Origin of the sequence: Oscillibacter sp. ER4, from assembly GCF_000765235.1 — a bacterium.
Classification (GTDB): Bacteria; Bacillota; Clostridia; order Oscillospirales; family Oscillospiraceae; genus Hominicoprocola; species Hominicoprocola fusiformis.
Genome location: NZ_JPJG01000019.1, coordinates 34,733 through 57,080, shown reverse-complemented (window position 1 = coordinate 57,080; position 22,348 = coordinate 34,733). Strand labels below are relative to the sequence as shown.

The following is a 22,348-nucleotide window of genomic DNA, read 5'->3' as shown; positions in this document are numbered from 1 at the left end:
TAAAGGGCTTGCCGCCTGCAATTCACAGACAGCAAGCCCTTTCAGCTGCTTGAACAATTTTTACTTCAGAATATTGTCTAACTTTTTGGGGTAACTTCAAAACAGCGAGGATTTTTTATATCAATTTATACCACTTGGAATAAGTAGAACTTGAGGTAATCCGTCTCCGGCACGTTCCAGAGGATGGGGTGGTCGCTTGATTGTGCGCGCACCTCGATCTGCCGCAGCTCGACGCCCGCGTCCGCGGCGGCGGAGCGCAGCATCCGCTCAAAGCGTTCGGCGGGCATGAAGTGGCTGCACGACGCGGTCGCAAGGTAGCCGCCGCGCGGCAGCAGGCGCATCGCGCGCAGGTTGATCTCCTTGTACCCCTTTTCGGCGTTGTTCGCCGTGCGGCGAGACTTTGTGAACGCCGGGGGATCGAGGATGATGAAGTCATAGGGCTTTTCGTGCGCGGCCTCGAGCTGCGGGAGCAGGTCGAAGACGTCGGCGGCGAGAAAGTCCATTTTGTCCTCAAGGCCGTTGCGCGCTGCGTTCGCGCGCGCCATTTCGATGGCGCTCTCGGACACGTCCACCGCCGTCACGTGCTCTGCGCCGCCTTTGGCGGCGTTGAGTGCGAACGAGCCCGTGTGCGTGAAGCAGTCGAGCACGCGCTTGCCGCGCGCGAGGTGCGCGACGGCGAGGCGATTGAACTTCTGGTCGAGGAAAAAGCCTGTCTTCTGCCCGTTTTCGACATCCACACGGTAGAAAACGCCGTTCTCGCAAATTTCAGTGATGGGGCTCTCGGGCGTTTTTTTGCTGGGGAGGGGAAACCACCCCTTGTTCTGCGTCAAGCCCTCCTTTTCGCGAAGCACGACATCGTTGCGCTCAAAAAGGCCGTCGATCGTCTCGCCGTCCTGCTCCAGCACCTCGACAATGAGGGGGAAGAGCATGTCCTTGATCTTTTCCATGCCGAGCGAGAGCGTCTGCGTGACGAGAAGATTTTCAAACCGGTCGACCGTCAGGCCGGGGAAGGCGTCCGCCTCGCCGAAGATCAGGCGGCAGCAGCCGGTCTGCCCGTCCATGACCGCCTTGCGGTAGTCCCAGGCGTAGCGTACGCGCCGCCGCCAGAAGCTTTCATCAAAGCGGTCGTTCGCGTTGCGCGAGACGATGCGCACGCGGAGCTTACTGAGTCTGCTCAAAAAGCCCGTGCCGAGATATTTGCCCTTTTCCGACACCACGTCGACGAGCGCACCGTTTTCACACTCGCTCTCGTCCGGCTCGCGGGCGACGTCGGAGTCGTACACCCAGGGGTGGCCGCTCTCGAGCCAGCGCGTGCCCTTGGCGGTGACGGTCAAGATCGGATAGTCGCGTGCAGCTTTCATAGGTCAAAATTCCTTCTTCCAATCAGTTTTCCCAATCATACCACGGCAAAAGCCGCGGCACAACTCATTTGTTGAGGAAAAACAGCCCGACAAGGCACAGCGCAAGGCCCACGAGCTTGTTGACCGTGATGGCCTCGTGGTAGACAAGATACCCAATGAACACCAAAATCGTCGCGATGGCCGCCGCAGACGACACCTGAAACGCGCTGACCGGCCAGCCCGCCTTGTAGGCGTGCATGCTGCCAGCTTCCAAACCGACGACCGCGAGACCGAGCAGGTACGGCGCCCAGTTCATCTGGCTGTATTCGTGCAGAAGGTTCGCCCCGCCGCGGTTCGTCACAAAATACAGGATGCCCGAAAAGATTGAGCCGATCAGATACGTGACCGTGAGCGACGCGAGCGGATCAACGCTCTCGGGCAGCGATTTGGCGCAGATGTGATACACGCTGTTCGACGCCACAACGAGAATGAGCGGCCAGAAGTAAGCCATAAATATTCCCTCCTATTCAAATGCCGGATGCAAAACGGCAGCCAGACTTCCGCCTGACTGCCGGTAGGTGCGCACCCGTAATAGACAAGGAAAGTGTATCAGCGGCGCGCGCTCTTGTCAAGGAAAATCCCGCCGCGGCGGCGATTCCGACAAATTTGTAAGCGACAGTTCATACAACCTGCCGCTTGTATTTTCCGCTCCGCCATGCTACCATAAAAATGTCATATCAATCCCAGCCGCGCTTGCGGCGCAGACTTTAATGGAGGCAAATTATGAGCTATCCCAAGACCGGCGAAGAAGTTTACGTCAGCCTGAATCTGTCTAACACGATGCTCACAGGTCTCGGCAAGGGCACGATCACCCGCGAGGACGTTTCTGTGGACTACCTCAAGAAACTGTTTATGCAGCACGGCGTCATCGTCTCGGCCAAGCCCGAGTACCGCAACATCATGGAGCGCGTGAACAGCACCTATGACTTAGGGCTTGAAATTCCCGCAAAGCTCCAGCTCTTCCAGCTCTCCGAGCAGCACCGCCGCCTGGTGGTCGTGAATATCTCCGGCCTTCAGCGCAAGAACGGCTCGCTTCTCCCGTCCTACACGGAAGAGGAGCTTGACGAGGCAACGTTCACGTTCGTCAAGTATTACGTGCAGGGCGAGCACTACGACGAGCTTGTCGAGGAGAACAAGAAGCTGCGCTACGAGCTCGAGCAGGAGATCTCCTGGAGAAACCGCACGGATTCCGAGGGCTGAGTTCGCAACACCTTACATCAAAAAAGGAAGAGGTTCCCGATGGGAACCTCTTCCTTTTTTGACTATGACAAAATGCTTCGCAGAATTCCGCGTCCGCAGACGCGGAAAAAATTGAGGTTGTAAATCGCCGCGACCGGCGCGTGGCGATTTACTCCTCTCGCTCCGCGCGTGTCGCAGCCGCCAAGGGCGGCAAGGCACGAAGCGGAGTGCGGCTTTTTCAAAAAAGAGGCTCTGCCTCTTTTTTGAAATTACTTCTTGTCTTCTTCAAGCAGCCCCTTAAAGCTCGCGGCGAGACCGGCGAGGCTCTGAATCTCGCTCGGGACGATGATCTTCGTCGCCTGACCGTCGGCGGCCTTTTCGAACGATTCGAGCGCCTTGATCTTGATGACCTGCTCGTTGGGGTTGGCCTCATTGAGCATCTTGATGGAGTCGGCAAGTGCCTGCTGCACGTTCAGGATGGCCTGCGCTTCACCCTCGGCCTTGAGGATGGCGGCCTGACGCTCGGCCTCGGCCTTGAGGATGGCCGCCTGCTTTTCGGCGTCCGCGCGCAGGATGGTGGACTGCTTTTCGCCCTCGGCCACGAGGATCTGGGACTGCTTCTGGCCCTCGGCCTGCAAGATGGACTCGCGGCGTTCGCGCTCGGCCTTCATCTGCTTTTCCATCGCGTTCTGGATCTCACGCGGCGGCAGGATGTTCTTGAGCTCCACGCGGTTGACCTTGATGCCCCACGGGTCGGTGGCCTCATCGAGGATAGAGCGCATCTTGGCGTTGATGACATCGCGGCTCGTGAGCGACTGGTCGAGCTCCATCTCGCCGATGATGTTACGAAGGGTCGTCGCCGTCAGGTTCTCGATGGCGTTCATCGGGTGCTCGACACCATAGGTGTAGAGCTTGGGGTCGGTGATCTGGAAGTAGATGACCGTGTCGATCTGCATCGTGACGTTATCCTTCGTGATGACGGGCTGGGGATCGAAGTCGGCCACCTGCTCTTTGAGGCTGACCTTCTTCACAACGCGCTCGAAAAACGGAATTTTGAAGTGCAGGCCCACGCCCCATGTCGCGCTGTAAGCGCCGAGGCGCTCAACGACGTAGGCGCGCGACTGCTGCACGATCTGGATGTTCGTGACAAGCACCAGAAGCACCAGCAGCACTAAAATGCCGATACCGATATAGCCGATCCATTGCATAGTTCTTTTCCTCCTAAAATGTTGTGTAGTTTGGGTTTACTCTCTTCTCTCGCTGGGTTCTTTACTCTCGCGCACGTAGAGCTTAACGCCCTCCATGCGAACGATTCTTACCATTTTCCCCTTAGGGATGATATTGCCGTCTTCGCTGCGCGCCGTCCATGTCTTGCCGTCGATGTACACAGCGCCCGTGGCGTTCTCGTTGTCCACCGTTTCGGTCACCTTGGCCTCGTGGTGCAGCACACGGTCGGCATTCGTGGGCACGATAGTCTTATCCAGCATCTTGCGCGCAAGGGGCCTTGTTGCGATGAGCGCCAGAATGGATACGATCAGGAAGACCGCGAATTGCAGCCACAGCGCCGCGCCCAGCTCCGTCGCCACCAGCGCGGCCACCGCGCCCACGACGAACCAGATCGACATCAGCCCCGCCGTCGCCGCCTCGGCAATGCCGAAGATGATGATGGCGGTGATCCAGATAATGGTCATCATTTCATCTGCTCCTCCTTTCAAACTGCGCATACAGTAGACGTATGCCGGACCGATCATCGCGATGACGGTCAGCAGCATGATCCCGATGCTTTTGTTGTAGGGTGACAGATTCGCGTACAGGTTTGACAACTCGCTGCCGAGCGTGCGCGCGGACAGCAGCGGGGCTTCGACCGGCGGCTCGCCGGGGGTGGGGACTTCTTCTTTGAACAGCTCGTCCATCGTTACGCCGTAGCGGTTGCAGATGAAGATGATCTTCTCCATCTCAGGGTAGCCGCGGCCCGACTCCCAGCGCGAGACCGACTGGCGCGAGACCTGAAGCTGTTCGGCAAATTCCTCCTGCGTCAGTCCGCTGCGTTTGCGGACCTCCTGGAGCCGCTCGCCAAATGCCATTGCGTTCCCTCCGTTTCTCTGTCTGAGGATAAGATAGCAAAACCGCGCGTCCATTTCCAGCAACTTTAGTGTTGCATTCCGTATTTTTTCGGAAAATTTCGCGCAAGTTTGATGTTACATCCATGTGACAGCGCGCTTTCCGCGCTGTTTTTCCTATTGTACCACACGCTCCACCGCTTTACCATGCTTATTTTGACGCGGCGATTGCTTTTTTGTTCCCATCCGCTATACTAAAGTCAAATCATTTTTTCGGGAGCGTTATTATGCTGGAATTTGTCATTCCCTGCCTGCTGGGACTGGAAAGTCTCGTTGGCGATGAGATCAAAAAGCTGGGGCTTTCTGATGTGCGCGTCGAGAATGGCCGCGTCCTCTGCCGCGGCGAAGCGCGCGACATCGCGCGCCTCAACATCAATCTGCGCTGCGGTGCGCGCGTCATTCTAGTTCTGCATAAGTTCCGCGCGACGGATTTTGAATCGCTCTTTCAGGGCGTGCGCGCGGTGCACTGGGAGGACTGGATCCCGCGCGAGGGCGAATTCCCCGTCGTGGGCTATTCCATCAACTCGACGCTCCACTCCGTACCCGCCTGCCAGTCGATCGTCAAAAAGGCGGTCGTCGACCGCCTGAGCGCGGCCTACGGCATCGCGCAGTTCCCCGAAACGGGGCGGCGCTATCAGGTGCGCTTTTCCATCATGAAGGACGAAGTGACCGTCGGGCTCGACACCTCGGGCGAGGGCCTTTACAAGCGCGGCTACCGCGCCCACGGCGTGGCGGCCCCCCTCAAGGAAACGCTCGCCGCCGCGATGGTCAAGCTCTCGCACTACAATGGGCGCGACCCGTTCTGTGACCCCTTCTGCGGCAGCGGCACCATCGCCATCGAGGCGGCGCTCATCGCGCGCAACCGTGCGCCGGGCCTCAACCGCAGCTTTGCCGCCCAGCACTGGGCCACGCTCGATAAAATGCTCTGGCTCGACGCAGCCGACGAGGCCATGGACAACGAGTTCCACGGCAAGTACGAGATCTGGGGCGGCGACATCGACCCCGACGCCGTCGAGCTCTCGCGCCACAACGCCGAGCTCGCCGAGGTCGACGACATCGTCAAGTTCGAGGTCGACGACGCCACGCGTTTCCACTGGGGCGGCTTGTATGGCCGCATCGTGACGAACCCGCCGTATGGCGAGCGGCTTCTTGAGCGCGAAGAGGCGGGCGAGCTCTATAAAGCCTTCGGCAAGGCGATGGACAAGCTGCCCGACACCTGGCGGGTGTATGTGCTGTCGTCACATCCTGACTTTGAGCGCTGCTACGGGCGCTTTGCCGATAAGAAACGTAAGTTGTACAATGGCATGCTCAAATGTGATCTTTTCATGTATGGAAAAAGATTATAATGCCGCGCGCTGCGCGGCAGGGGGAGCTCTCGCACCGTGCGGGGGTGCGTTAAAGGGGGATATTCTCTTTCTCAGAAAGAGAATATCCCCCTTTTAATCCCCCAAGAGAAAGGACGAGGGGCCTTCCCCCTCGACCCCGCACATTGGCAGTCTCGATCTTGAAGAGCTGCACGCGCTGTGCAATGTAAGTGCGGTGTACATGGCTTCGCCATGAATCCCTGCGAGTCGTGACCGCTTGCAACCGCGCCTTACTATCGTGAGGCGCGAGTGACGTTTGCTTGGCGGCGGACTGCGTGCGAAATAGCGGCATTGCTGCGCTCGCCGCATTGATGAGGCTGGCGATAGACGGAAATTAGGCTGCACTTCTACAAGATCAGCAGAGCGGCAGCGGGTAGTAGAAGCAGAGGCAAGTCGTATAGCAACTCTAAACGCGGCTTCGCCGCGCAGGCAGTTTCATTCCAGAGGCAAAAAGGGCATTCAAGCCTGAGACTGCCAATTAAAAGCCTTTCTCTTGGGGTTCCAAAGGGGCCATTCTCTTTTGCGAAAGAGAATGGCCCCTTTGACTTGCACCCCTGCGCGGCGCAGGGAACTCCCTCCCGCACAGGTGCGGGAACATTATCAATCCTTTTGATAAACAGCAAGTCCAAACGCTAATTGAACATCCAGCTCCTGAGCTCGCTCAGCCTTTTGCTGGTCTTTAGCGCCAGTTTTATAATAGTATGGTGTCATGCGGAACAAAGATAGAATATCCTCATTACAGGATAAATGAATGATATCGCGCACTTCGCGCGTTTCGACGAGCGTGAAGCCCTCGGTCGTAAGCGGCGTGGGCGGGTTGTCGCGCGGCGTGTCGTAGATGAGCGCTTTGAGCTCCCACAGATGCTCGCGCAGGGGATAGGCGCGCAGAAGATAGCCGCCCGGCTTCAGCACGCGCGCAAATTCCTCCGGCACGAAAGGGGAGAAGATATTGAGCACCTCGTCGACGCTGCCGTCTTCGACCGGCAGGTGCGCGCACGAGGCGACACAGAGCGTGAAGTCCGGCGAGCGCTTCGATGCGTACTGGAGCGCGGTCTTCGAGATGTCGACGCCTAAAAGCTCGCCGTGCTTGCCCGCTTTTTCGATGGCGCGCAGAACGGCAAGAGAATAAATCCCCTCGCCGCAGCCTGCGTCGAGGACCGTCGCCTCCTGCGGCGTGAACTCCGCCGCGGCGTCCGCAACGGCGGCGATGAAGCGGTCGTAATAGCCCTTGTCCAAAAAGTCGCGGCGGGCGCGTACCATGAGCTTGTCATCCCCGTGGTGGCCCTGCGAGGAGTTGAGCAGGAGGTTGACGTATCCGCTCTTGGCGATGTCAAAGCTGTGGTTTTTCGGGCAGAGATAGGCCCCCGCGCGTTTTTCAAGCGCCCCAGCGCAGACGGGGCAGCGCAAATTGACCATCAGAACAGCCCCACCTGCTGCGGCACCTCGCTCCGGCCGAGCGAGCGGAGCTGCTGCTGGTTTTCCTCGGCCAGCGCGTCGGCGATGGCGATCTTGCGGACGATATTTTTCATCGTCTCGTCAAAGAGCGTCCCGTCGCGGTAGTCCGCGGGGAAGATGAAGTCCACGCGCCCCTTGGCGAGCAGGTCCTCCACGCCCGCGCGGTTGCTGTCCTGATACACGGCCACGGCCTGCCCGCCGTAGGCGCGCATCATCTTCATGCACGGCACGTCGGAAAGGCCGTCGCCGATGTAAATCATGTTCGTGAACGGAATGCGCTTGGAGTCGTCGGGCATCGAGGCGTTGAGCTCCTTGTCCTTCGCGACGTCGAGTATTCCCTTGTTGATGCGGTAGACAAACTGGGTCTTGTTTGTGAAGTTGACGTCGAGCTTCGGCCACGAGGCGAGGCCCTCTTCGTTGTAGAAAAACTCACAGGCGTAAATTTCCTTAAATTCGTGGCTCACGCCGCTGCCCTCGATGATTTCGCGCAGGCCGGAGGAGAGCACGTAGTGCTCGATCTCCACGCCCAGCGTTTCGCCGAAGGCGTTGATGCGCGAGAACCAGTCCTGCACGCCGGGGAACAGCTCGATCGCATGCCCGCAGGAGACGAGGTAGTCGCGGTCCAGGCGGATGCCCTTTTTGCGGCACTCCTCGATCATCGTGTACATGTAGGCGAGCAGGCCGTCCATGCGGTTCTCAAAGCCGAAGGAATTCGCGATGCTCCAGAACTCGCCGGGCGTGTAGCCGAGCGAGGGGATGAACGTATAGTCCTGCATGTCGGTCGTGCAGAGGGTCTTGTCAAAGTCGTAGAGAAAGGCGATGATGGGCTTTTTGTTCATGTCGTCTCCTTTTCACCGCGCTGCGGCCAAAGAAAAAATAAAAGGGCGGTCTGAAACCGGCTCCTCTGTGGAGCCGGCCAAAACCGCCCTTTTGCTGTTACTCTTCTCCGTGATAGTTGCGGCCGAACTTGAGGTCATCCAGACGGATGGCATGGCTGGCCGTTTCTACAAACGGGCTGTCGTCCGGCTCGAGCGGCTCTGCCTTGGGCTCTTCGGCCTTCGGCGCGCTCTGCTCTTCCGCCGGAGCGGTCTCCTGCGTCTTTTCGGGCGCGGCCTCCTCCGCCGCGGGGCAGAAGGACGCGAGGATCTTTTCCTCGATGGCGTTCACGTCGGCCTCGGCCTTCTGCTCGGCCTTTTCGCCGCCCGCGATCTCCTCGGGCGTCAGGTCGGGCGCGCGCTCGATGAGCGCAAGCTGCGCCTGCGCAAGCTCGCGCGTCTTCTGCAAAAATTCCGCCGTCGCGGCCTTGGCCGCGTTCAATCGGCGCTGCTCAAGCTCGACATCGCTCTGCAGCGCGCCGATCTTGGCGCGGGCTTCGTCCTCCGCGCCGACGAGCATGGCCTTTTTCTTCTCCTCGGCCTCTTCGACCATGGTGTTGGCCATGCGCTGGGCGGTCAGGAGGGCGGCGCGCATGGAATCCTCCGTCGCGCGGTACTCCTCCACCTTGTCGACCAGCACCTTGAGCTTGGCCTTGAGGGCGGCGTTTTCTTTATAGAGCGAGGTATAATCGTCGGTCAGCTCGTCGAGAAACTCGTCGACCATCGCCATATTATATCCACCGAAGGCCGCTTTGCTGAAAGCGCGGCCGGAAACTTCCTGCGGTGTCAGCATACTATCCCACTCTCCGTTTCTTTACAGGTAGAGGCCGTTATTTTCCAGCTCGTCGATCAGATCGCCCATGATATCCACATGATAGGGCGTGATGATGTACGTGTTGGCCGCGACCTTTTTGATCTTGCCCTCGCCCGCGTAGGCCACGCCGGAGAGGAAGTCGATCAGTCTTCTTGCAATGTCCTTGTTCGTGGACTCAAGGTTGATGACCACCGTGCGCTTTTCCTTCAGATGGTCGGCGATCTCGCTCGCGTTTTCAAAGCGCTCGGGCTTGACGAGCACGACCTTGAGCTGCGTGGTCGCGTTGATGTTCACGACCTTGTTGCGGCGGTCCTCCGCCTTGCGCTCGGCGCTGCGGCGGTCGGCAAAGGCGCCCGTGTCGCCGCGGTCTCTCAGATCGGGGAAATCATCTTCATATTCCTCGTCCTCATCCTCGTAGGGGTGAGCCCACTTTTTCAGATCATCCAAAATACCCATGGTATCAAGACCTCCTCGATCAAATCGTATAATTGCGGGCGCCGAAGATCGCCGTGCCGACGCGCACCATCGTCGCGCCTGCGCGCACCGCGTCTTCATAGTCGCCGCTCATGCCCATTGACAGTATATCAAGTGTATTATCATACAACTTGGCATTGATGTCAACAAAAAGTGCATGAACTTTTTCAAAGTAGGGCAGGCTGCCGTGCTCGCCCTCGGCGACCGGCGGGATACACATGAGGCCGCGCACGCGGACATTTGCGCACTTTTTGGCCTCTTCCGCCGCCTGCTCCAGGCTCTCGGGCGCAAAGCCGCTCTTGGCCTCCTCGCCGCCGATATTCACCTCAAGCAGGATATCCTGCACGATGCCCAGCTTCTCAGCCTGCTTGTCGATGGTCGAGAGCAGCTCGAGCGAGCCGACCGATTCGATCATCGCGACCTTGCCGACGACATTTTTCACCTTGTTGCGCTGGAGGTGGCCGATAAAGTGCAGGGGCGCGCCGTCATAGGCGTGCTCGGCGAGCTTTTTCGTCATCTCCTGCTCGCGGTTCTCGCCCAGCACGTCGATGCCCGCGGCGATGGCGGCGCGGCAGGCGTCCGCGTCGTTCATCTTGCTCGCGCCGACGAGGGTAATTTCGCTTACATTGCGGCCCGCCTCTTTGGCGGCCGCGGCGATGTTTGCGCGCACGCGCGCGATGTTTTCAGCAATGCTCATTTCTAATCTACGACCTTTCCGTTATATAGCTCCCCTGCCGAAACGATGACCTCATCGTTCGGGCGCAGGGTGTAAAGGGACTTTTGGCTCTCCGTGGCGGCTTCGATCGTGCCGGGCTCCACCAGACAGTAGTCGCTGCCCTGATAGACGATGCTCACAGGCTTGAAGTACGCCACGCGCCCGACGAGGCAGTAAACGCCTGACACGCCGTTTTCATCCACGCGCAGCGCGTTTTTCGGCACGCGCAGGCCGTCGTATGCGCTGATGATGAGCTCGGCGTTCTGCTCGCGCAGCAGCGTCATGTAGGATAAGTACCGCGTGCTCTTGAGCACGATCAGGCATTTGCCGTTCTCCGCGGCGCTGATGCGCGTGAGCGTGACGGGCAGGTCAAAGCCGACGCCCGACGCCATGCGGAGCGTCAGCCTGCTGTTCTCCTTCAGGGACGCGGCGTCCTCCTCGTTCACGTTCGCGGCGAAGTACCACGCGCTGCCCTGAATGAGCTTGCCCACCGTGGTCGAAACGCTCTGCGGCGCGGCGGACGAAAGCTGCGAGGGCGTCATCGTCTCAAGGGCCTCCGGCGTCAGCACGCTCTCGTACCCGTCGGCCACGGCGCTGTAAGTCCCCGACACGGGCGCTGTGATGCGCGTCGTGCCGCCGCTCGCCGCGCCCGAGAGCGCGGTGATCTGCGCGTTCAGCTCGTCGAGCTTCGCCGTTAAGTCATCGCTGCCGTTGTAGGCGTATTCGCGCTTCAAGACCGTCGTTTTGAGCTGAGGGATCAGCGTGTCGAGCGAGCTGTACGCGCCCGACTCGTAGGCCGCGCGCACGGAGATGATCTGCTCGCGGATGTCGGTATCCAGACGCAGCGCGGTGGCCGCGTCGCTCGAGGCGCTCTTGGCGTACTCAAGCTGCTCTTTCTGCGCGCGCAGTGTCTCGAGCTGCTGCGTGGCGTTCAGCGCGTCGGCCGAGCGGTAGACGGAGGCGATGGTGTCGCCCTGGCCCACGCGCTCGCCCTCGGCGTGCTTGAGCTCGATGAGCGTTTCATTGCAGTCCACGACCTGCTCGTCGCGCACCACGTAGCCCCGCAGGGCAATGGACTGCTCGCTGTGATAGCGGTAGACGAGCGTCGTCGTCTCGGGGCTGACAAAGTAGTTGTAGCCCTGCACGGCGAAATACCCGATGACCGCCAAAAGGAGCAGGATCGTGATGATCTTTTTGGAAACGGATGTAGATTTCATGGCACACTCCCGGATCAGGCGTGCTTACTCCTCGCTTTCCTCCGCGCCTTTGAGGTCGATGACCGCGATGGGCACGATCGTCGAGATCGCGTGCTTGTAGAGCATCTGCTGCTTGCCGTCGCTCTCCAAGATGACGACAAAGCTGTCAAAGCCCGTGATGACGCCGCGCATCTGGAAGCCGTTGACGAGAAATACCGTCACGCTCGTGCGATTGCGGCGCGCAGAGAGGAGAAATAGGTCCTGAAGGTTTGCAATTTTTTTCATGGCTTTTCTTTCCTTTCTTTTTTGCGGACGGCTTGTCCGCGTTAAAGTCAGGATACGCCATAGGTATGGAGAATTTCTGTCGAAAAAGCGAGGCAATCGGGGAGAATCCTCGTTTTTTTCCAATAAAACCAGTGGATGCTGGGGTCGCGCCGCAGCCACGTGAGCTGGCGCTTGGCATACTGGCGGGAGCGGAGCTTGATCTCGTCGATGGCCTCCTCGCGCGTGGCCTCGCCGTCCAAGTAGGCAAGCGCCTCTTTATACCCGATGGCCTGCATGGCCGTCACGTCGCGGGGAAGTCCGGAATCGAGCAGCGCTCTGACCTCGTCGAAAAGCCCCGCCTCGACCATTTTGTCGACGCGGAGGTCGATGGCGCGCTTCATGTCGTCCCGATCCTCATAGGCAAGGCCGATGCGCACGGAATCGTAGCGCGGGGGGATGAGTTTCGTCTCCGCGTTGTGCTGTGCCATGGTCTTGCCGGTCTCGTAGTAGACCTCGAGCGCGCGGAGGATGCGCTTTTTGTCGTTCAAATGGAGATTTCCGGCGGTCTCGGGGTCGATGCGTCGGAGCTCGGCGAACATCGCCTCGCCGCCCTCCTTGTCCCAGCGGGATTCCAACTCCGCGCGGTATCTGCCGTCCTTGTCGCCGCCGGCAAAGCCGTGACCGGCGAGCAGGGCATTGAGGTAAAGCCCCGTGCCGCCGACGATGACGGGCTGCTTCCCGCGCGAGAGAATATCGTCGACGCACTTCGCCGCGTCGTCCGCGTAGCGGGCGACGGAGTAGTTTTCCCGCGGGTCGGCGACGCCGACCATGTGATGCGGAATGCCCTGCATCTCCTCCGCCGTCGGCGCGGCGGTACCGATGAGCATGCCGCGGTAGATCTGCATCGAGTCGCAGGAGACGACCTCGCCGCCGAGCATTTTCGCAAGCTCGACACCGAGCCACGTTTTGCCGCAGCCCGTCGGGCCGACGACGCATACGAGTTTCATTTTCTCCCTCCTGCGCTCACGCGCGCTTGAACATTTTTTCGAGCTCGTACTTCGTGAGCTTGGCTTTCACGGGCCGTCCGTGCGGGCAGAACTGCACCTCGCCGCTCTGCACCTTGTCGACGAGCACACGCAGCTCGCTTAGGTCGCTCTTCCATCCACCCTTGATGGCCGCCTTGCAGGCCATCGTGTGCAGCAGCGCGTCGCGCGCGGCGGCGGGGTCGACGGTGTGGGCGGTGACGAGCTTGTCGGCGAGCTCTTCGAGCGCGGGGATGGCGTCACCGCTGTCGATATCGGCGGGGATGGCGCGCAGAATGAGGCTCCCGCCGCCGAATTCCTCGCACTCAAAGCCGAACTCGCGCAGAAGGTCCAAATTCGCCGTGAGCGCGCTGTATTCCTCGGCGGCGAACTCCGCCACGAGGGGAGCGAGCAGGGCCTGGCACATCAGTGGCTCCTGGTTGGCCTTCATGCGGTCGAAATTCACGCGCTCGTGCGCGGCGTGCTTGTCGATGAGCCAGATGTTTTTATCCTCGTCCTCGCAGACGATGTAGGTGTCGAGCACCTCACCCGCGATGCGCCACGGCGCGGCGGACGGGGGAACGAACGTCGTCTGCTCGATCTCGGGCTCTTCCTGCTTCGCAGGGGCAAACACGGGGACGGCGGGCGCTTCCGGCTCGGGCTCTGCCGCAGTCTCCGCCGCCGGTCCGATGATTGGGCCGGTCACGACGGGGCGGGCGTCTTCCTCCGGCATCGGCAGCGTGACGACCTCGTCGTCATGGTTTTCCACAGAATGGACAGACTTTTCCACAGGCTGTGACTGCTGTGCTGACAGTACCGGCGCGGACGCGGGCGTTTCATGGCGCACATAGTCGGAAAGCGCCGCTTTGCCGCCGCTCTGCGTGTCGATGGCGGGCACTCTCGTCTGCCACTGCGGGGCGGGCGAGGGCTTCACCGGCGCGCTCTGCGGCGCGGACACGGGACGCGCACCGGCAGGTGTATAGGCGGGCTTTTCCGCCGCCCTCTGGCTCTCGCGGTACTGCTGCGAGGTCATGTTGGCGAAGAAATCGCCGCGCGGATTCTGTACTTGAGACGCGGGCTTTGGCTGGGGGCGCTCGGCCTCTTCGCGCTTGTCGAGCGCGGCCATGACCGCGTGGTAAACGAGATCAAACACGCGCTTTTCGCCCACGAACTTCACGATGGTCTTGGCAGGGTGGACGTTCACATCCACCATGTCGCGCGGCAGCTCGACGAGCAGCACGCAGCCGGGGAACTTGCCCTTCATCATGCGGTTGGAGTAGGCTTCTTCGAGCGCAGCGGTAAGAAGCTGGGATTTGACGAGACGCCCGTTGACAAAAAACGTCTGCATGCCGCGCGTGCCGCGCGAGGCGATGGGCGAGGTCACAAAGCCCGTGACGCCCATGTCGCCGTCCGCGCCCTTGACCTCAAGGAGCGAGAGCGTGAACTCACGCCCGAGAGAGGCGTAAATGGCGGAGCGCAGCGCGCCATCGCCGGGGGTCAGCAGCGTCTGCGTGCCGTCCTTGATGAGCTTGAACGACACCTCGGGATGCGAGAGCGCAAGGTGCCCGACAAGGCCCGCGATGGCCGTGGCTTCCGCGCTGTCGCGCTTCATAAACTTTAAGCGCGCGGGCGTGTTGTAGAAGAGGTCGCGCACGATGATACTCGTGCCTTCGGGGCAGCCCGCATCCTCGACCGTGCCGGGGACGCCGCCATCCAGGTGGAGCTTTGCTCCGCTGAGCGCGCCGCGCTCGCGCGAGAAAATGTCGAGCCGAGAAACGGAAGAGATCGCCGCGAGCGCCTCGCCGCGGAAGCCCAGCGTGCCGATGGCGGCCAAATCCTCCGCCGTGCGCAGCTTGCTCGTCGCGTGGCGCAGAAAGGCCGTCGGCAGCTCGCTCGGCGCGATGCCGCAGCCGTCGTCGCTGACGCGAAGATAGGTCATGCCGCCGTTTTTCATCTCCACCGTCACGCTCTGCGCGCCGGCGTCGATGGCGTTTTCCAGCAGCTCCTTGACAACGCTCGCGGGGCGCTCGACCACCTCGCCCGCGGCGATGAGGTCGGCGACATGCGGCGATAATTGCTGAATATGGGGCATTGATTTCCTCCTTTTAGGAAGCGATGGTGAAAAGGGAAAGGGCATTGACGAGCATGTGGAGCAGGATCGACGTCCACAGCGTGCCCGAATGCTCATACGCCCAGGCAAACACAAGGCCGGGCACAAGGTATTGCAGCATCAAAATGAGATAGCCTAAGTCCCAGTTGGACACCGCCGCCGTCCACACGTGTAAAAACGCAAACAGCGCGCAGGAGAGAATGTAGGCGAATATTCTGCTCTTTTCTTTCAGGCACCCGAACACGAGGCCGCGGAAGAGCACCTCCTCCACAAACGGCGCGAGCAGCACGACGATCAGTGCCGTCATGCGCGGGGCGGAGGCCACCTGCGCGGCGATGGTCATGTCGTTTAAGTTCGTGCGGCTGTCGAAGAGCACATTGCACACGCGGAATATGAGCTCGTTCGCGCCGTAGAAGACGAGAAGTCCAAGAAGAAGCGTTGATAGTGAGCGGTTCAGGTTGTCTAAAAACCGGCCCGATGTGTGCGCCAGATACGAGTGGAACAGCAACACCGTGACGGCGAAGAGCGTGTAGTAATAGAGCACATTGCGCAGGGAATCGTTGATGGTGGTGTCGAGCACGACCTCCAGAAGGTCGAATATTCTTGTTGCCAAAAGCGGCATCACCAGAAGATAGACGAGGAAGAAGATCGTTCCGGCGACGCGCTCGGTGCGGTTCATGCCGCCGGAGGCGGTTTTCTTTTTTGCCATGGGGAGACCTCTTTTCCGGGGAAATTACGAGAGCTTCTGCTTGAGCTCGTAGAGGAGCTGCATCGCCTCGATGGGGGACATCGTGTCCGGCTGGGCGCGGCGGATGGCCGCGAGCACCTCAGCCTCGCCGATCGCGTCAAGACTGACCTGCTCGGTCTCCTCGCGGGGCTTTGCCTGATACGCGCCGCCCTGCTCGAGCTCTTTTAGGATGACGTTCGCGCGCCTCACGACCTCGTTCGGCAGGCCCGCTAACTTTGCGACCTCGATGCCGTAGCTGCGGTCGGCGCCGCCGGGGACGATCTTGCGCAGGAAGATGAGCTCGTCGCCGCGCTTTTTAATGGAAATGCTGTAATTCTTCACACCGGGAAGAATGCCCTCAAGCTCCGTGAGCTCGTGGTAGTGCGTGGCGAACAGCGTCTTGGCACCGAGCTTTTTCGGGTCGGCGCAGAATTCGAGCACCGCGCGGGCGATGCTCATGCCGTCGAAGGTCGACGTGCCGCGGCCGATCTCGTCGAGAATGAGCAGCGAGCGTGGCGTCGCCTGATGCAAAATTTCGCTCACCTCGGTCATTTCGACCATGAAGGTCGACTGGCCGCCGGCGAGATCGTCGCTCGCGCCGATACGCGTGAAGATGCGGTCGACCACGCCGATGCGCGCGCTTTTCGCGGGCACGAACGAGCCGATCTGCGCCATGAGCGTGATGAGCGCGACCTGACGCATGTAGGTCGACTTACCGGCCATGTTGGGGCCGGTGATGATGGCAGCGCGGTCCTCGCGCTCGCCCATGTAGGTGTCGTTCGGGACGAAGAGCGCGTCCTTGAGCACGCGCTCGACGACGGGGTGGCGGCCGTCGTGAATTTCGATGACGCCGCTGTCGTCCACGCTCGGACGGCAATAGTTGTTGTTCACCGCGACGGACGCGAGCGAGCAGAGCGTGTCGAGCTCGGCGATGAGCCCCGCCGCGCGCTGGATGCGCACGCTCTCGGCGGTGACGGATTCGCGCAGGGCGGTGAAAATTTCAAATTCGAGCGCCTTGTCGCGATCTCCCGCGGTCAAAATCTCCTGCTCAAGGTTTTTAAGTTCCTCGGTGATGTAGCGCTCGCCGTTCACGAGCGTCTGCTTGCGGATGTAAGTATCGGGGACGAGGTCCTTGAACGAATTCGAGACCTCGATATAGTAGCCGAAGACCTTGTTGTAGCCGATCTTCAGCGTGCGGATGCCGGTCTTTTCCTTCTCGCGCGTCTCGATGTCGGCGAGAAGCCCCTTGCCGCCCGACAAAATCTCGTGCAGGCGGTCGACCTCGGCATTGAAGCCCTTGCGGATGAAGCCGCCCTCACGCACGGAAAACGGCGGCTCATCAACGAGCGTGTCGCGAATGCTCTGCGCCACGTCGGCGAGCGTGTCGAGCTCGTTGTCTAACTCATGCAGCCTGCCCGTCGTGAACGCCGCGAGCTGGGCTTTGACCTCCGTGATGCGCTCGATGGAGTTGCGCAGCGACGCAAAGTCGCGCCCGCCCGCCGTGCCGTAGGCGATGCGGCCGATGAGACGCTCCATGTCGCTGATGCCGGAGAGCGATAGAATCAGCTCTTCGCGCGCGACGGTGTTCTTCGTCAGCGCCTCGACCGCGCCGAGGCGGCGCTCGATGGCCGCGACGTCGCGCAGGGGACGCGTCAGCCATGCGCGCAGATTGCGCGCGCCCATGGCGGTCTTCGTCTTGTCGAGCACCCAGAGGAGGCTGCCGCGCTTTTCCTTGGCGCGGATGGTCTCGGTCAGCTCCAGATTGCGCCGCGCGGAGAGGTCAAGCTCCATGAAGCGCCCCTGCTCGTAGTATTCTAAATCCTTGATGTAGGAAAGATCGGTCTTCTGCGTCTCGTGCAGATACGAGAGCAGCGCGCCCAGCGCGAGCGACGCGGCCGGGTTGTTGCGCGGAAGGCTTGCAAAGCGCTCCTCGCCAAACTGCGCGCGGATGGCTTTTTCGCACGCTTTGAGCTCAAAGCGGTTCTCGCCGCGCTCGACCGCGCAGGACAGCTTATCGCGAAGGTATTCGACCAGCTCACCGTTGTCGTAAGCACCCGCGCTCAGCACCGCCTCGGCGGGGGAGAAACGGGATAACTCGTTATACAGGTGTTCTGCGCGGTCGTCGCCCGAAAAGGCGGTCACGTGCGTGTGGCCGGTCGTCATGTCGCAGAAGGCCGCGCCGGCGTTCTGCCCGTCCAAAAAGATGCCACAGAGGAAGTTGCCGCGCCGGTCGTCGAGGCATGCGCTGTCGATGACCGTGCCGGGCGTGATGACGCGGATGATATCGCGCTTGACAAGGCCCTTGGCGAGCGCAGGGTCCTCGGTCTGCTCGCAGATGGCGACCTTGTAGCCCTTGGCGATCAGGCGCGCGATGTAGGCGTCGCTCGAATGATAGGGAATGCCGCACATCGGCGTCTGATCCTCCGCCGCCTTGCCGCGGTCGCGGGTCGTCAGCGTCAAATCGAGCTCGCGCGAGGCGAGCTGAGCATCCTCGTTGAACATCTCGTAGAAGTCGCCCAAGCGGAAAAAGAGGATCGAATCCTTATTCTGTTCCTTGATCTCCAAATACTGCTTCATCATCGGCGTGATCTCGGCCATGATTCGTCCTCGCTTTCTTTCTCTCTAAAATCTAAAATTTACACGGTAAAGTCGGAGCCCGCGGGCATTTCACCGAGGCGGTCGCCGAGCTTACGTTTCAATCTTTCATAGGCTTCCTTGCCCGTGCAGTGGCCCGTGAAGTAGTGCGCGACCTTGTCGCCGCGCAGCTTTTCGCCCACGGCGTCGACCAGCTCGTCCGGCTCGCTCTTGCCGAGCGAGGGGTTATAGAGGTGGAAGCCCGCAAACACCGCGTCGGGCGCTCTGCCGAGCACGTCCTCGGCGCTTTTCAGGATATTCACGATGCCGCAGTGCGCGCAGCCCGCGAACAGCGCGGTCTTGCCGTTTTCCGTGACCAATAGATCCTGCTCGTGGCGGAACGTGTCGCGCGGATAGTCCTCACCGATCTTCTCGCGCAGCGTGTCGTTCGCGCCGCTCCACAGCTCGCGGCCCGGAACGGCGGAGAAAACCGTCAGTTCTTCGTCAAGCTTCTGCACGCCATCGCAGAGAACGAAGCGGTCCTCGTAATTCTTGAGCACCGCGTCCATGCCGATGTAGGCGCACTTGCTGGGCGTGACGACGTAGTACTGGCCCCAGACGGCCTTCTGCATATAGACCTTGGCGCGGTCGTTCAGCTTCAAGAACGCTTCGAGGCCGCCGCAGTGGTCGTTGTGCGCGTGGGACAAAAAGGCGATATCGACCTGCGTCAAATCGACGCCGAGCGCCTTGGCATTGTCGATAAACTGCGCGTCGGGTCCCATGTCGAAAAGAATTTTGTGCTTGTCGGTCTCAATATACATCGACAGGCCGTGCGCGCAGGCGACGGTGTCTCTGCACGTGCTGTTTTCCATCAAAATGACGACTTTCATCAAAAAGCCCCCCTTTTCTTTATTCCTCTACCGCTTCGCCGTAGAGCGCCCAGGTGTTGCTGTCGGTGATCTTCGCTTTGGCAAATGTGCCGATCAGGGCCTTGTCGCCTTTCATGCGCACGAGGCGGTTGCCCTCCGTGCGCGCGGCGAGGGGGAATGCCTCGTCGTCGCTCTCGCCGTCGACAAGGACTTTCACCGTCCTGCCGATGTAGGCCGCGTGCTTTTTCGCGCTGATGGCGTTCTGCGCGTCGACGAGCTTTTCAAACCAGACCTGCTTTTCCTCGCGCGAGACGGGGTCGTCCATCTTCGCCGCCGGCGTGCCGGGACGCGGGGAGAAAATAAAGGTGAAGAGCGCGTCGAACTGCGTCTTTTCTACAAGATCGACAGTCTGCATCGCTTCGTCCTCGGTCTCTCCCGGGAAGCCGATGATGACGTCGCTCGTGAGCACCATGCTTGGCATGACGCTTCGCGCGTAGGCAATCATTTCCTCGTACTTTGCGCGCGTATAGGGGCGGTTCATCGCTTTCAGAACGCGGTCGCACCCGGACTGGACGGGGAGGTGGAGCTGCTTTGCAACGTGCTCGCAGCGTGCCATCGTGTCGAAAAGTTTGTTGGTCGCGTCCTTCGGCTGGCTCGACATAAAGCGGAGCCAATAGTCGCCGGGAATGGCGTTGATGGCGGAAAGGAGGTCTGCAAAGTCGTACTCGGTGTCCAAATCTTTTCCGTAGCTGTTCACGTTCTGGCCGAGGAGGGTGATCTCCTTGTAGCCCTCGGCGATGAGGCCGCGGCACTCCTCGATGATCTTCTCCGGCTCGCGGCTGCGCTCGCGGCCGCGGACATAGGGCACGATGCAGTACGAGCAGAAGTTATTGCACCCGTACATGATGCTCACCCACGCGCGCACGCCGCCCTCGCGCACGATGGGAAGGTCCTCGGCGATGCGGCCGTGCTCGTTCTCGATGGAGAAAACGCGCTTATTCTTGGTGTACACCTCGTGCAGCAGCTCGGGGAGCCGCCATTCGGCCTGGGGGCCGAGCACAAGGTCGACATGATGGTAAGAATTTTTTACCTTGTCGGCCACAACCTTCTGCTGGGCCATGCAGCCGCAGAGGCAGATGATCTGGTCCGGCTTGGCGGCCTTCGTGTGGCTGAGGCGGCCCAAGTGGCCGTAAACGCGCTTTTCCGCGTGCTCGCGGATGGCGCAGGTGTTGAGCAGGATGACGTCGGCCTGATTTTCGTCGCGCGTAAGCTCGTAGCCCATCTCGCGCAGCATGCCCATGAGCACCTCGCCGTCGGCCACGTTCTGCTGGCAGCCGAACGTGTCGACCAGCGCGAGCGGCGTGCGGGTGCGGCGGTCGTTCATCTCGCGCATCTTGCGCGTAAATTCCTTCTGACGCGCGAGCTCCTGCTCGCTGACGATGACTTCTTTGCGTTCCAAGGGATGTTTCCTCCCGAATCTCGATAGTTTAGCAATATAGTATATCATGTTCGCAAGAACGTGGCAAGGCCGCAGCACGGCTTCCGGCGCGAAAAATCCACAGCTTTTGCAATTCCGGTGACTTTTCCGCACCCGTGTGGTATGCTATGGAAAACCGGAACTCCAAAGGAGGGCTTTCCATGGCGGCGTTTTATCAAAAATTTCTGCGCAAGCATCTTGACTTATCGCCCCTCAGCGTGATGCGGCAGGAGGACAACGATCCCTATTTCTGCACGCCAAAGGGCGCTTCTATCTTCGGCTGGGCGGGCGTCGACGGCATCCACTTCTGCTTTGTCCGCGGTTTTGGCGAGGTGGTCTTCGCCGTGAGCCCGATGAACGGTGGCAAGGACTGCGTGCACGTCATCGCGCGCGATTTCAGCGATTTTCTGCGCCTGCTGCTCGCGACCGGCGACAGTGCGGCGCTCGAGCAGGCGTGGCAGTGGGACGAGGCGCAATTCGACGCCTTTCTTGCCGAGAATCCGCCGACGGACGAGCAGAAGGCGGTGCTCTCGCAGATTTCCACAGTCTTTTCCCTCACGCCGATGGAGCGGCCGTGGCAATACCTGCGCAAGCTGCAAGCGGAGTTCGATCTCAGCAAGCTCAAATTCACCGAGGACTTTTATGATCCCGAAATGAACGGCGACGCGCCCGAACAGAAAACGGACTGGAAGGTCTACTTTGACGGCAGCTTCTGGGGACATCACGGTCGTGAGCGCGCGGGCAGGGAAGTGCCTGTACAAAAGTGGTTTTCGTGGGCGGGGCGCGACTGGTTCGTGCCGTCGGTTTACGTTTGTTCAAAGGGCATTGTCGTTGATTTTTGTATGCGCACGGAGGCTTCCGCGCTGCGCGGCTTTATGGAAAAGTGGGGGATCGATCCCGAAAGCGACGAATCCATCAACTTCACGCGCGACGAACGCGAACAGATGGAGCGCGAGCACCCGCTCAGCCTCGGTTTTACCCCCAGCCTCACCTTGAACGGTGCGAAGCTCCGCACGAGCCACGGCTGCGGCGTCATCTTCCTGCCGGAGCAGCCCGGCTTCTGCGCCGACGCAGAGCCCGCCATGGCGCACTACGGCCTCGACCGCGCGTATGGCTGGAGCATCCGCCGCGCGGCGTTCCCGTTCGTCACGAAGCGCGCGCCGAAGCTCAAATCACTCGCCGTCACGATGACGGCGGACGAGGTGCGCGTCCCCGGGGCGCGCTTCCGCGCGGACAAGGCTGGCGATACGTTTGCCTTCTCCTACCGCGGCACAGAGTATACGCTCGCCGTACAGGAGGTCGAGCCGCAGGAACTGCCGCGCGAGCGCATGAGCCTTGACCCGCGGTTCGACTATCCGACGCATTTCACAGCCATCAGCTTTACGCTCACGCCCGAGCCGCCGGAAAACTCGATCTTCGTCGAGGACTGCGCCGAGAGCGACCGCCCGCGCCAGGTCAGACGCGAGACCGCTTCCTTTGCGCCCGAGGCGCAGAACGACTTCTGCTTCGGCATCATCGGCGGCGCAGACGGGCCAACGGCTATCGTTGTGGGCGAAGCGGCGCAGGGGAAGCTTCACACCGCGTGCTCGTCGCTGCACTTTGAGATAGTCGACCACGTCGGCTGGCGCATCGGCTTCCGCGAAACTCCGTGGAAAGAGGGGACGTTCGCGCTCACTCCTCTTTCAGCAAGTTTTTGTCTTATTTGACATATTT

General features: G+C 60.6%; 20 protein-coding genes. 3 read left to right on the top strand and 17 right to left on the bottom strand.

Features of this window, described 5'->3' with window-relative positions; genetic code table 11:
- Positions 1-125 precede the first annotated feature (125 nt).
- Positions 126-1,361 (bottom strand): class I SAM-dependent rRNA methyltransferase, encoded by a 1,236-nt coding sequence (locus NI20_RS0103875; RefSeq protein WP_033120135.1) that lies wholly within the window; start codon positions 1,359-1,361, stop codon positions 126-128.
- Between the two features lie 64 nt (positions 1,362-1,425).
- The gene (locus NI20_RS0103870) at positions 1,426-1,851 is read right to left on the bottom strand and encodes an EamA family transporter (RefSeq protein WP_033120134.1); all 426 of its coding nucleotides are present in this window, start codon (positions 1,849-1,851) and stop codon (positions 1,426-1,428) included.
- Positions 1,852-2,123: 272 nt separating this feature from the next.
- On the opposite strand from NI20_RS0103870, the gene NI20_RS0103865 reads away from it, so the two are divergent.
- Positions 2,124-2,600 (top strand): hypothetical protein, encoded by a 477-nt coding sequence (locus NI20_RS0103865; protein WP_033120133.1) that lies wholly within the window; start codon positions 2,124-2,126, stop codon positions 2,598-2,600.
- Between the two features lie 248 nt (positions 2,601-2,848).
- Here the strand turns inward: NI20_RS0103865 and NI20_RS0103860 are convergent, their stop codons facing one another.
- Both NI20_RS0103860 and NI20_RS14475 read right to left on the bottom strand, forming a co-directional pair.
- On the bottom strand, positions 2,849-3,787 hold the full coding sequence (locus NI20_RS0103860) for an SPFH domain-containing protein (protein ID WP_033120132.1): 939 nt from the start codon (positions 3,785-3,787) through the stop codon (positions 2,849-2,851).
- 36 nt (positions 3,788-3,823) lie between these two features.
- Positions 3,824-4,663: an NfeD family protein gene (locus NI20_RS14475; RefSeq protein WP_197055349.1), complete on the bottom strand. Its 840-nt coding sequence runs from the start codon at positions 4,661-4,663 to the stop codon at positions 3,824-3,826.
- Between the two features lie 263 nt (positions 4,664-4,926).
- On the opposite strand from NI20_RS14475, the gene NI20_RS0103850 reads away from it, so the two are divergent.
- Positions 4,927-6,045, top strand: a complete 1,119-nt coding sequence (locus tag NI20_RS0103850) for a class I SAM-dependent RNA methyltransferase (protein ID WP_033120131.1) — start codon at positions 4,927-4,929, stop codon at positions 6,043-6,045.
- 618 nt (positions 6,046-6,663) lie between these two features.
- Here NI20_RS0103850 and NI20_RS0103845 read toward each other — a convergent pair.
- The 13 genes from NI20_RS0103845 to miaB form a co-directional block, all read right to left on the bottom strand.
- Complete coding sequence (locus NI20_RS0103845; protein ID WP_052084407.1) at positions 6,664-7,479, bottom strand: putative RNA methyltransferase; 816 nt, start codon at positions 7,477-7,479, stop codon at positions 6,664-6,666.
- The gene (locus NI20_RS0103840) at positions 7,479-8,357 is read right to left on the bottom strand and encodes an HAD family hydrolase (protein WP_033120129.1); all 879 of its coding nucleotides are present in this window, start codon (positions 8,355-8,357) and stop codon (positions 7,479-7,481) included. The genes NI20_RS0103845 and NI20_RS0103840 overlap by 1 nt, the downstream gene beginning before the upstream one ends.
- A gap of 97 nt (positions 8,358-8,454) precedes the next feature.
- Positions 8,455-9,186, bottom strand: coding sequence for a DivIVA domain-containing protein (locus NI20_RS0103835; RefSeq protein WP_033120128.1), 732 nt, complete (start codon positions 9,184-9,186; stop codon positions 8,455-8,457).
- A gap of 21 nt (positions 9,187-9,207) precedes the next feature.
- Positions 9,208-9,663, bottom strand: coding sequence for a cell division protein SepF (locus NI20_RS0103830; RefSeq protein WP_033120127.1), 456 nt, complete (start codon positions 9,661-9,663; stop codon positions 9,208-9,210).
- Positions 9,664-9,682: 19 nt separating this feature from the next.
- Positions 9,683-10,378, bottom strand: a complete 696-nt coding sequence (locus NI20_RS0103825; protein ID WP_033120126.1) for a YggS family pyridoxal phosphate-dependent enzyme — start codon at positions 10,376-10,378, stop codon at positions 9,683-9,685.
- A gap of 2 nt (positions 10,379-10,380) precedes the next feature.
- Positions 10,381-11,613, bottom strand: a complete 1,233-nt coding sequence (locus tag NI20_RS0103820) for an HlyD family efflux transporter periplasmic adaptor subunit (RefSeq protein WP_033120125.1) — start codon at positions 11,611-11,613, stop codon at positions 10,381-10,383.
- 24 nt (positions 11,614-11,637) lie between these two features.
- Positions 11,638-11,877, bottom strand: coding sequence for an RNA chaperone Hfq (hfq, locus tag NI20_RS0103815; protein WP_033120124.1), 240 nt, complete (start codon positions 11,875-11,877; stop codon positions 11,638-11,640).
- A gap of 47 nt (positions 11,878-11,924) precedes the next feature.
- Positions 11,925-12,863 carry a tRNA (adenosine(37)-N6)-dimethylallyltransferase MiaA gene (gene miaA / locus NI20_RS0103810; protein WP_033120123.1) on the bottom strand — a complete coding sequence of 313 codons (939 nt, stop codon included), beginning with the start codon at positions 12,861-12,863 and terminating at the stop codon, positions 11,925-11,927.
- Positions 12,864-12,879: 16 nt separating this feature from the next.
- The gene (mutL, locus tag NI20_RS0103805) at positions 12,880-14,970 is read right to left on the bottom strand and encodes a DNA mismatch repair endonuclease MutL (protein ID WP_033120122.1); all 2,091 of its coding nucleotides are present in this window, start codon (positions 14,968-14,970) and stop codon (positions 12,880-12,882) included.
- 13 nt (positions 14,971-14,983) lie between these two features.
- Complete coding sequence (locus tag NI20_RS0103800) at positions 14,984-15,697, bottom strand: CPBP family intramembrane glutamic endopeptidase (RefSeq protein ID WP_033120121.1); 714 nt, start codon at positions 15,695-15,697, stop codon at positions 14,984-14,986.
- A gap of 24 nt (positions 15,698-15,721) precedes the next feature.
- Positions 15,722-18,313, bottom strand: coding sequence for a DNA mismatch repair protein MutS (gene mutS / locus NI20_RS0103795; protein WP_033120120.1), 2,592 nt, complete (start codon positions 18,311-18,313; stop codon positions 15,722-15,724).
- Positions 18,314-18,351: 38 nt separating this feature from the next.
- The gene (locus NI20_RS0103790) at positions 18,352-19,179 is read right to left on the bottom strand and encodes an MBL fold metallo-hydrolase (RefSeq protein WP_033120119.1); all 828 of its coding nucleotides are present in this window, start codon (positions 19,177-19,179) and stop codon (positions 18,352-18,354) included.
- A gap of 19 nt (positions 19,180-19,198) precedes the next feature.
- Entirely contained in the window at positions 19,199-20,617 is a 1,419-nt protein-coding gene (miaB, locus tag NI20_RS0103785) for a tRNA (N6-isopentenyl adenosine(37)-C2)-methylthiotransferase MiaB (protein WP_033120118.1), read from the bottom strand.
- Between the two features lie 179 nt (positions 20,618-20,796).
- Here miaB and NI20_RS0103780 point away from each other — a divergent pair, with 179 nt between their 5' ends.
- Positions 20,797-22,341 (top strand): hypothetical protein, encoded by a 1,545-nt coding sequence (locus NI20_RS0103780; RefSeq protein WP_033120117.1) that lies wholly within the window; start codon positions 20,797-20,799, stop codon positions 22,339-22,341.
- Positions 22,342-22,348 lie beyond the last annotated feature (7 nt).

What these genes read in the sequence shown, in the direction of transcription:
- NI20_RS0103840 (WP_033120129.1), bottom strand. Translation starts at nt 8,357, where the DNA reads ATGAACAAAAAGCCCATCATCGCCTTTCTCTACGACTTTGACAAGACC.
- NI20_RS0103870 (WP_033120134.1), bottom strand. Translation starts at nt 1,851, where the DNA reads ATGGCTTACTTCTGGCCGCTCATTCTCGTTGTGGCGTCGAACAGCGTG.
- NI20_RS0103865 (WP_033120133.1), top strand. Translation starts at nt 2,124, where the DNA reads ATGAGCTATCCCAAGACCGGCGAAGAAGTTTACGTCAGCCTGAATCTG.
- NI20_RS0103825 (WP_033120126.1), bottom strand. Translation starts at nt 10,378, where the DNA reads ATGAGCATTGCTGAAAACATCGCGCGCGTGCGCGCAAACATCGCCGCG.
- hfq (WP_033120124.1), bottom strand. Translation starts at nt 11,877, where the DNA reads ATGAAAAAAATTGCAAACCTTCAGGACCTATTTCTCCTCTCTGCGCGC.
- NI20_RS0103780 (WP_033120117.1), top strand. Translation starts at nt 20,797, where the DNA reads ATGGCGGCGTTTTATCAAAAATTTCTGCGCAAGCATCTTGACTTATCG.
- mutS (WP_033120120.1), bottom strand. Translation starts at nt 18,313, where the DNA reads ATGGCCGAGATCACGCCGATGATGAAGCAGTATTTGGAGATCAAGGAA.
- NI20_RS0103820 (WP_033120125.1), bottom strand. Translation starts at nt 11,613, where the DNA reads ATGAAATCTACATCCGTTTCCAAAAAGATCATCACGATCCTGCTCCTT.
- miaA (WP_033120123.1), bottom strand. Translation starts at nt 12,863, where the DNA reads ATGAAACTCGTATGCGTCGTCGGCCCGACGGGCTGCGGCAAAACGTGG.
- NI20_RS0103860 (WP_033120132.1), bottom strand. Translation starts at nt 3,787, where the DNA reads ATGCAATGGATCGGCTATATCGGTATCGGCATTTTAGTGCTGCTGGTG.
- NI20_RS0103830 (WP_033120127.1), bottom strand. Translation starts at nt 9,663, where the DNA reads ATGGGTATTTTGGATGATCTGAAAAAGTGGGCTCACCCCTACGAGGAT.
- NI20_RS14475 (WP_197055349.1), bottom strand. Translation starts at nt 4,663, where the DNA reads ATGGCATTTGGCGAGCGGCTCCAGGAGGTCCGCAAACGCAGCGGACTG.
- NI20_RS0103790 (WP_033120119.1), bottom strand. Translation starts at nt 19,179, where the DNA reads ATGAAAGTCGTCATTTTGATGGAAAACAGCACGTGCAGAGACACCGTC.
- NI20_RS0103800 (WP_033120121.1), bottom strand. Translation starts at nt 15,697, where the DNA reads ATGGCAAAAAAGAAAACCGCCTCCGGCGGCATGAACCGCACCGAGCGC.
- NI20_RS0103845 (WP_052084407.1), bottom strand. Translation starts at nt 7,479, where the DNA reads ATGGTCAATTTGCGCTGCCCCGTCTGCGCTGGGGCGCTTGAAAAACGC.
- NI20_RS0103835 (WP_033120128.1), bottom strand. Translation starts at nt 9,186, where the DNA reads ATGCTGACACCGCAGGAAGTTTCCGGCCGCGCTTTCAGCAAAGCGGCC.
- NI20_RS0103875 (WP_033120135.1), bottom strand. Translation starts at nt 1,361, where the DNA reads ATGAAAGCTGCACGCGACTATCCGATCTTGACCGTCACCGCCAAGGGC.
- mutL (WP_033120122.1), bottom strand. Translation starts at nt 14,970, where the DNA reads ATGCCCCATATTCAGCAATTATCGCCGCATGTCGCCGACCTCATCGCC.
- NI20_RS0103850 (WP_033120131.1), top strand. Translation starts at nt 4,927, where the DNA reads ATGCTGGAATTTGTCATTCCCTGCCTGCTGGGACTGGAAAGTCTCGTT.